This window comes from Mycobacterium sp. (genome assembly GCF_008709575.1).
In the GTDB taxonomy this organism is placed as follows: domain Bacteria; phylum Actinomycetota; class Actinomycetes; order Mycobacteriales; family Mycobacteriaceae; genus Mycobacterium.
The window spans coordinates 26,515-34,292 of sequence record NZ_VYIK01000046.1; the positions used below are offsets into that span (position 1 = coordinate 26,515).

Genomic DNA, 7,778 nt, shown 5'->3' on the forward strand with positions numbered 1-7,778 from the left:
GCGGCCGACAATTGATAGTCCTCGCCGCCATCCCCCAAGATGGCTTTGTGAATTGACAACCAGCAATTGTTACGAGTAACGGCCAAAGAACACAGCGGCGCGGCACCAGACCTTCGGGCACAACTGTGCCGAACATCACAAGGAGCCGAGAACCTGGATGGAGTCTGTAAATTAGCGTCGGGTTTCCTGACGATAATGCTCGCCGCGGACTGTGCTGGCGATGGCGCCGGCAGCCACCCGCGCCGACCAGACCGATCCACAGCCTGCGGGCGGAGCTGCCGTCGTCGTCAGTTCCGGTACCACCGACAAACCCGGCCCAGATCGGCACGCCGTGCGATGACACCGACCGACGTTCTCTTAAACTTCGCTTATGAATCACACTCGGAGTCGGGGGGCTCGGCTGAAGGTGGAAGACTACCTGGACTCGGCTGGCCGCATCGTCTTGCCCGAGGGCGTCAACCTCGTCTCCTTGCTCGAGCACAACATCGCGCATTTCGGCGGGGTCACCGCGTATCGCTACCTGGACTACGCGCGCCACGTCGAAGGGGAGCGCATCGACTGGACCTGGGCCCAGCTGGGCGCCAGAGTGCAAGCGATCGCTGCCCGGGTGCAGCAAGTAACGTCGCGCGGGGAGCGCGTCGCCATAGTTGCACCGCACAGCCTGGACTACGTCGCCGGGTTCTTCGCCGCGATCAAGGCCGGAACCATCGCGGTGCCGCTGTTTGCGCCCGAGCTGCCCGGTCATGCCGAACGTCTCGACGCGGTGCTCGCCGATGCCGAGCCCACGGTGGTGCTCACCACCGCTGCGGGGAGCGACGCCATCGCGACTTTTGTCCGGAGTCTCCCGCGGACTCGCAGACCACGCATCATCGCTATCGATCACCTGCCGGACTCGGTGGGTGCCACGTTCACCCCCGTCGCACTTGCCACCGATGACATCGCTTACCTCCAGTACACGTCGGGCTCGACCAGATCCCCGGCCGGTGTTGAGATCAGCCACCGTGCTGCCGGGACCAACCTGTTGCAGATGATCATGGCGATCGGCCTGGAACTTCAAGACATCCACGGTGTCAGCTGGTTGCCGCTCTATCACGACATGGGCCTGTTGATGATCGGTTTCCCGGTGACTTACGGCGGGCACGTGACACTCATGTCGCCGACCGCGTTCGTTCGGAGGCCGCAGCGGTGGATCCATGCACTGTCCGCGGAGTCGCGACATGGTCGTGTGGTGACGGCGGCGCCGAATTTCGCGTTCGAGTTGGCAACCCAGCGCGGCCTTCCCGGCGACGGCGATGACATCGACTTGAGTGATGTTGTCCTGATCAACGGATCGGAACCGGTCAGCATCGATTCGATCGCGAAGTTCAACAAGGCCTTCGCCCCGTACGGGTTGCCCGCTACCGCGGTCAAACCGTCGTACGGGCTGGCAGAAGCCACGCTGTTCGTGTCAACCACCGACGCGAATGCCGAGGCAAAAGCGGTGTTCCTCGATCGTGAACGGTTGGGCAGCGGCCGTGCCGTGCCGGTCGCCGCGAATGCCCCCAATGCCGTGCCCTGCGTTTCCTGTGGTCGGATAGCCCCATGCCAATGGGCCGTGATCGTCGACCCCGACGCCAATGTCGAATTGCCCGACGGCGAGATCGGCGAGATCTGGTTGCACGGCGACAACATCGGCCGCGGATACTGGGCACGCAAAGAAGAAACCGAGCAGGTGTTCGAAAACAAGCTGCAGTCCCGGCTTCCCCGGGGCAGCCACGCGGACGGAGCGCCGGTCGAAGCCGCCTGGTTGCGGACCGGAGATCTGGGCGCCTATCTCGACGGTGAGCTCTACATTGTGGGTCGGATCAAAGACCTCATCATCCTCGATGGCCGCAATCACTACCCGCAAGACATCGAAGCGACTGTCGTCGAGGCATCCCCCGCCGTGCGTCAGGGTTATGTCGCGGCATTCTCGGTGCGGGCCGAGGACCTGCCGGCAGGCAGCACTCCGACAACCGGCGAATGCCTAGTCGTCATTGCCGAGCGGGCGCCAGGCGCCGGCCGCATCGACCCGCAACCGGTGGTCGACGCAATCCGAGCGACGGTCTCGCGCCGGCACGGGGTGCGGGTGTCAGATGTGCGGTTGGTGGCGGCCGGTGCCATCCCGAGAACAACCAGCGGCAAGTTGGCACGTCGCGCGTGCCGTGCTCAATACCTGCGCGGCGAATTAGGCGTGCGCCACAGCAGCTGACCGGGCGGCACACTTTAGGCTTGTCTGGTCGAGCGAGCGAAGGAGTAAAGATGGCGTGGTTCCTGGCGCTGCAAGGATCGCCCAACCGGATGGGCCAAGCGCCGACCTACGAGTTGCACGAATCGGCGAACGTTGCGCAGATCGAGCAAGAAATGACCAGCTCGGCAACGCTCGACCGGGCTGTCGCGATTCCGGCAGTGTTCCACAACCGTCGCCAGGTCACGCTCTACGTCCGGCCGGCCGCGTGGGGCGCGTGGCTGTTCTTCGAGCTGACCGAGCAGGAGCGCCGCGAAATGGCGGCCGCCAACCCGGTCGTCAGCGCGCTTGCTCAGGCGGCCAAGCAGCAGAAGTCGAGGAAATCTCAGGGACCGGCGGGGCCGTCCGTGCTCCCCCGGCTCGACCAGAACCACGATTAGAAAGTCCGTCGCCGCACCGGATCATCGTCAGTGGCTCCCCCGGAAGGACTCGAACCTTCAACCCTTCGGTTAACAGCCGAATGCTCTGCCAGTTGAGCTACAGGGGACTGCCCGGTCCACGAGTGAGTACTTCCACCCGCGCGACGAGGGATGACTCTAGCCTACGGGGCCCCCGCCGCGCCAAGTCATCCACCGGTGACGCGCATCTGCCCGCTGGAGTGAGGCAGGATGGAACCACAGGTCCAAAGGAGAGCGTTTTGATTCGGTATGTCGTCGTGCTGGGATTGGGCTACGTGCTGGGCGCGAAAGCCGGCCGTCGCCGCTACGAGCAAATCGCCGGCACCTATCGCGCTCTGACCAGCAATCCCACCGTCAGATCGGCGATCGAGGCGGGGCGACGCAAGATCGCCAACCGGGTCTCACCCGACGTGCGGATGGTGACCGAAATCGACGCCGTCACCAGCGTCGTCGAGCCGCACAAGCGGCGCGGCGCGACCTGACCGGATCCGGCTCAGGCGGTGAGATCGTCGCCGCTGGCCTGCTCCAGCAGGCTGCGCCGATATGCCTCCATCGCCACCAGGTCGCCAAACAGAGCGTGATACTCATCGCTGTGGTCCACCGGTGACATGCGCTGCAGCTTGGACTTGACCTCGGCGATCTGCCGCCCGACCCATACTTCCTGCAGCCGGGCCAACACCCCGGCGATGTAGCGCGGCAGCTTCTCGTCGTCGTCGACACGGATGGCTTCGACGCCCAGCTCACTGACAAGCCCGGCCGTCTCCGGCGACGCGGCCCGTCGGCGCACTGCATCCAGCCATTGTCCGCCGGTGATGCCCGCGCCCGTCCCGCCGGCCGCCGCGATCGCCTCCCGCACCGCGACATAGCCGGGATGGGTGAAGCTCTCGACGGTCACTGCGTCGAATACCGGGCCGGCCAACGCCGGATACTGCAGCGCCGATTTGAGTGCCTCGCGTTGCGGCCACAGCGTGGGGTCAGCGGGATCGGGCCGCAGCGCGGCCGGGTCGGCCGCGTCGGTGGCCGCTGGGGCGGGAGCGCTGCGCCGGGATCCGGCGCGCGCCGGCCGCCGGGCTGCTTCGCGAACCCGACCGATCACCTGCGCGACATCCGACCACCCCACCCAGCCGGCGAGTTGGCGCGCGTACTCATCGCGCAACGTGGTGTCTTTGATCTGGGCGACCATCGGCACACAGCGCCGCAGCGCAGCCACCCGGCCCTCGGCGCTGTCCAGGTCGAGCTGGGCCAATGCTGAGCGAATAGCGAACTCGAACAACGGGGTCCGGCGCGCGACCAGGTCCCGCAGCGCGCCGTCGCCGGAAGCCAGCCGTAGATCGCAGGGATCCATCCCGTCGGCCGCGACCGCGACGAAAGACTGGCCCGCCAGCTGTTGTTCGCCCGCGAAGGCTTTGAGAGCAGCGTTTCGACCTGCTTCGTCGCCGTCGAACACGTAGATCAGTTCGCCGCGAAAGAAGTTGTCGTCCATCATCAGTCGGCGCAGCATCGCCAGATGCTCGTCCCCGAACGCGGTGCCGCAGGACGCGACCGCCGTCGTCACCCCGGCCAGGTGCATCGCCATCACGTCGGTGTACCCCTCGACGACAACGGCCTGATGCCCCTTGGCGATGTCGCGTTTGGCCAGGTCGATCCCGAACAGCGCCGACGACTTCTTGTAGAGCAGGGTCTCGGGCGTGTTGACGTACTTGGCCTCCATCGGGTCGTCGTCGAACAGCCGCCGGGCACCGAACCCGATCACTTCACCGGCAGGCGTGCGGATCGGCCACAGCAGCCGCCGGTGGAACCGGTCGATCGGACCGCGCCGGCCCTGCCTGGACAGGCCGGCCGCCTCCAGCTCCTTGAATTCGAATCCCTTGTGCAGCAGGTGTTTTGTCAGCCTATCCCAGCCCGACGGGGCGAACCCGCAGCCGAAATGCCGAGCGGCGTCGGCGTCGAAGTTTCGCTCGGTCAGATAGTGGCGGGCCGGCGCGGCCTCGGCGGATTCCAGAGCCTCGACGTAGAACTCCAACGCCGCGGCGTTGGCGGCCAGCAGCCTGCTGCGGCTGCCGCGGTCGCGCTGCACACTGGTGGCGGCGCCGGTGTAGGTGATCGGGTAACCGATCCGGTCGGCGAGCAGCTCGACCGCCTCCACGAACGTGACGTGTTCGATCTTCTGGACGAACGCGTACACGTCGCCGCCTTCGCCGCAGCCGAAGCAGTGGAAGTGGCCGTGGTGGGGTCGCACGTGGAACGAGGGCGTCTTCTCATCGTGAAACGGGCACAAGCCCTTCAGGGAGTCCGCGCCGGCGCGCCGCAGCTGCACGTAGTCGCCGACGACCTCGTCGATGCGGACTCGTTCGCGGATGGCGGCGATATCGCGATCGGAGATGCGGCCGGCCATCGGCTCAGTGTAGAGCGCATCGGGTCGGGCGGCGGTTCAACCATCGATGCGCTCACCAACCATCGGTCTTGTATACCAACCAGTGGTCGGTATATCGCACCTGGGAGTCGGGGAGGCACGTATGAGCACATCGGAGCAGTCGCCAATCCGCACCCGCATGTTCGCCCGAGCGATGGGCCCGTTCTTCACCATCGCCCAGCCCGGGGCCGCGGTCATCGTGTCGGTCATCGGCTGGTTTCTGGCGATTCGGGGCGTATTGCTGCTGACCGTCCCGCAGGCCTACGACGCCGCCGGCACGGCGGTCTACAGCTCGGGTGCGACCGTGCTGATCTGGGTGCTGTTCATCTGCCTGGCTTCGGCCGGGCTATACCTCACCTACGTCGGTTGGAAACCGCAACGCACATCCCAGGACCGCCCACATGCCGCGGGTGATTAAACATCCCGATATCCGCCGAGCGGAGCTGCTGGACCGGGCCACGGGGCTGTTTCTGCGACACGGATACGACAATGTCAGCCTCAACGATCTGATCGCCGACGCCGGGGTCTCCAAAGGTGCCTTCTACCATTGGTTTCCCTCCAAAGACGCGCTGATAGTGGCACTGGCCAAGCGCAGTGCCCGCACGGCATTCGCCGCTATCGAGGACGCTTCGGCTCGGTGCGGCGGTAGTGCGCTGGACCGGCTCAATGCGGTGTTGCAGGCAGGTTTCGACATGACGACGGACGGGCCAGAGCAGCTGGCCACGATGGCATCGTTACTGCGACCAGACAATGCCACGTTGTACCGACGGATCCTCACCGTCGAGGAACAGCTTTACCTGCCGTTGTTGGCGGGGCTGATCTCGGAGGGGGTCGCAGGCGGCGTCTTCGACACGTTCGACCCCGAGGGTGTCGCCGACATGATTTATGGTCTTGCCGCCCGCACGAACTCCAACATCGTCGATGTGTTGGACGCCGGCGACGACACCGCCCGGAACCGGGCAATCGATGTACTGACAACGCGATACAAACTTCACGGTCTTGCCATCGACCGCATCCTCGGACTGCCGGACGGCAGCATCGCCACGTTGACGCGCACCCAGGTCGAAGCCATGGTCGCGGCGCTGCCGCGAAGCTACTGCGCCGCCGATCGCAGGCCGGCGTCGATGCGTTCCAGGCGCCCCTCGGTGTAGGACGCGATCTGGTCGACGACGACCCGCAGCCGGGCACCGTCGTCGGCGGCAGTGTCGAACGCCGGGACGAAGACCGGGTCAAGTGTTCGCGGCACACCGGCCAACAGCCATTGCGCCACCCGATGAATCCGCTCGCGCTGGCGGGCCTGGATTTGTTGATGCCGCGGGTCGGACATGATGAACTGCAGCGCCAGCATCTTCAACACCGCCACCTCCGCGCGCACCAGGTCGGGCACATGCAGGTCGGACCGGTAGCGCCCCAGCGGACCGGGCCCGGCGACCGCTCGGGTGGCGGCGATGGCCGCCGAGGCGAACCGGCCGACGAGTTCGCTGGTCAGCCGTTTCAGGGCCACCGACGCCGGCAGGGTTCCGTCGTACTTACCGACCGCGGCGACCACCGGCAGGCCCGACAGCCGCTGGGCCGCCGCGACCACGTCGTCGGCGCCGAGCCCGGGGAATTCGGGCGGCACCAGTGTGCCCAGCGCCGCGGCATCGGTGTTGTCGGCGAGCACCCGCAGGTCGATGCGCCCGGAGATGACCCCGTCCTCGACGTCATGGACCGAATAAGCGACATCGTCGGCCCAGTCCATGAGCTGCGCTTCCAAACACGTGCGGTTAGCAGGCGCTCCGGTGCGCACCCAGGCAGCCGCCTCGAGGTCGGCGTCGTAAAAACCGAACTTGCGTCGATCAGCCGAGCGGGTCCACGGATATTTGGTGACCGCGTCCAAAGCGGCCCGGGTCAGGTTCAGCCCGGCGCTCTTGCCATGGCTGTCGAGGACTTTGGGCTCCAACCTGGTCAGAATTCGGAAGTTCTGCGCATTGCCCTCGAACCCGCCGCAGGTCGCGGCGAGGGCGTCAAGGGCGGCTTCCCCGTTGTGCCCGTAAGGCGGGTGCCCGATGTCGTGGGCCAGGCCGGCCATATCGACCAGGTCCGGATCAGCGCCCAACCCGATCGCCATGCCCCGCCCGATCTGGGCGACTTCCAGCGAGTGGGTGAGCCGGGTGCGCGGAGTGTCGCTTTCCCGGGGGCCGACGACCTGGGTCTTGTCGGCCAGCCGACGCAGGGCGGCACTGTGCAGCACGCGGGCGCGGTCGCGGGCGAAGTCGGTACGGTGACGCTGATCATCGGTACCCGGCAAGCCGGCAGTCTTGGGTGCTTCGGGCACCAGCCGCTCGCGGTCCAGGTCGTCGTAGGCATCCTGGTAGGCATCCTGCGGGATCATCGAGCCACAGTCTGCCAGCACCAACCGGGATCGCCACGCCGGCGATTAGATTGACGAGCATGTTGCGTCCTGCAAGTTGGACTGGACTAGCGGGTGGAAGTCCCGTCCCGGTAGGCACCGGAGCGCCGGGTAGCAGGCCCCGGTTCGTCGTCGAGAGGCGGCGGGCTAAGCGGGGTGTCAAAAGCCTCTTTGGAGGGAGCAAGCGCGTGGGCCGTAGCGTCACTCGACGCGAGTCCTGCAGCCTCGTCACAATCACAATGGAGGAGCCGAGCCGCTGATAGCTCTACCCTCCTTCATGGCCGGACCTTCGGGGAACGCTTTCGTCGC

At 66.3% G+C, this 7,778-nt stretch carries 7 protein-coding genes and 1 tRNA gene; 5 read left to right on the forward strand and 3 right to left on the reverse strand.

Annotated features, from left to right (window positions below; translation table 11 throughout):
* Positions 1-370 precede the first annotated feature (370 nt).
* Both F6Q13_RS11815 and F6Q13_RS11820 read left to right on the forward strand, forming a co-directional pair.
* The gene (locus F6Q13_RS11815) at positions 371-2,230 is read left to right on the forward strand and encodes a fatty acyl-AMP ligase (RefSeq protein WP_293056523.1); all 1,860 of its coding nucleotides are present in this window, start codon (positions 371-373) and stop codon (positions 2,228-2,230) included.
* Positions 2,231-2,280: 50 nt separating this feature from the next.
* Complete coding sequence (locus F6Q13_RS11820) at positions 2,281-2,646, forward strand: hypothetical protein (protein WP_293056525.1); 366 nt, start codon at positions 2,281-2,283, stop codon at positions 2,644-2,646.
* 31 nt (positions 2,647-2,677) lie between these two features.
* Here the strand turns inward: F6Q13_RS11820 and F6Q13_RS11825 are convergent.
* Positions 2,678-2,753 (reverse strand) — tRNA-Asn (locus tag F6Q13_RS11825).
* 150 nt (positions 2,754-2,903) lie between these two features.
* On the opposite strand from F6Q13_RS11825, the gene F6Q13_RS11830 reads away from it, so the two are divergent.
* Complete coding sequence (locus F6Q13_RS11830) at positions 2,904-3,146, forward strand: hypothetical protein (RefSeq protein WP_293056527.1); 243 nt, start codon at positions 2,904-2,906, stop codon at positions 3,144-3,146.
* A gap of 11 nt (positions 3,147-3,157) precedes the next feature.
* Here the strand turns inward: F6Q13_RS11830 and dnaG are convergent, their stop codons facing one another.
* Positions 3,158-5,059, reverse strand: coding sequence for a DNA primase (dnaG, locus tag F6Q13_RS11835; RefSeq protein ID WP_293056529.1), 1,902 nt, complete (start codon positions 5,057-5,059; stop codon positions 3,158-3,160).
* A gap of 121 nt (positions 5,060-5,180) precedes the next feature.
* On the opposite strand from dnaG, the gene F6Q13_RS11840 reads away from it, so the two are divergent.
* Together F6Q13_RS11840 and F6Q13_RS11845 are read left to right on the forward strand one after the other, a co-directional pair.
* A complete protein-coding gene (locus tag F6Q13_RS11840; RefSeq protein ID WP_293056532.1) occupies positions 5,181-5,495 on the forward strand; it encodes a hypothetical protein in 315 nt (104 codons plus the stop codon).
* Positions 5,479-6,228, forward strand: coding sequence for a TetR/AcrR family transcriptional regulator (locus tag F6Q13_RS11845; RefSeq protein ID WP_293056534.1), 750 nt, complete (start codon positions 5,479-5,481; stop codon positions 6,226-6,228). Before F6Q13_RS11840 ends, F6Q13_RS11845 begins: the two co-directional genes overlap by 17 nt.
* Here F6Q13_RS11845 and F6Q13_RS11850 read toward each other — a convergent pair.
* A complete protein-coding gene (locus F6Q13_RS11850) occupies positions 6,171-7,451 on the reverse strand; it encodes a deoxyguanosinetriphosphate triphosphohydrolase (RefSeq protein WP_293056536.1) in 1,281 nt (426 codons plus the stop codon). The genes F6Q13_RS11845 and F6Q13_RS11850 overlap by 58 nt on opposite strands.
* Positions 7,452-7,778 lie beyond the last annotated feature (327 nt).

Coding starts and splice junctions, on each gene's coding strand:
- F6Q13_RS11840 (WP_293056532.1), top strand. CDS start 5,181: ATGAGCACATCGGAGCAGTCGCCAATCCGCACCCGCATGTTCGCCCGA.
- F6Q13_RS11850 (WP_293056536.1), bottom strand. CDS start 7,451: ATGATCCCGCAGGATGCCTACCAGGATGCCTACGACGACCTGGACCGC.
- F6Q13_RS11815 (WP_293056523.1), top strand. CDS start 371: ATGAATCACACTCGGAGTCGGGGGGCTCGGCTGAAGGTGGAAGACTAC.
- F6Q13_RS11845 (WP_293056534.1), top strand. CDS start 5,479: ATGCCGCGGGTGATTAAACATCCCGATATCCGCCGAGCGGAGCTGCTG.
- dnaG (WP_293056529.1), bottom strand. CDS start 5,059: ATGGCCGGCCGCATCTCCGATCGCGATATCGCCGCCATCCGCGAACGA.
- F6Q13_RS11820 (WP_293056525.1), top strand. CDS start 2,281: ATGGCGTGGTTCCTGGCGCTGCAAGGATCGCCCAACCGGATGGGCCAA.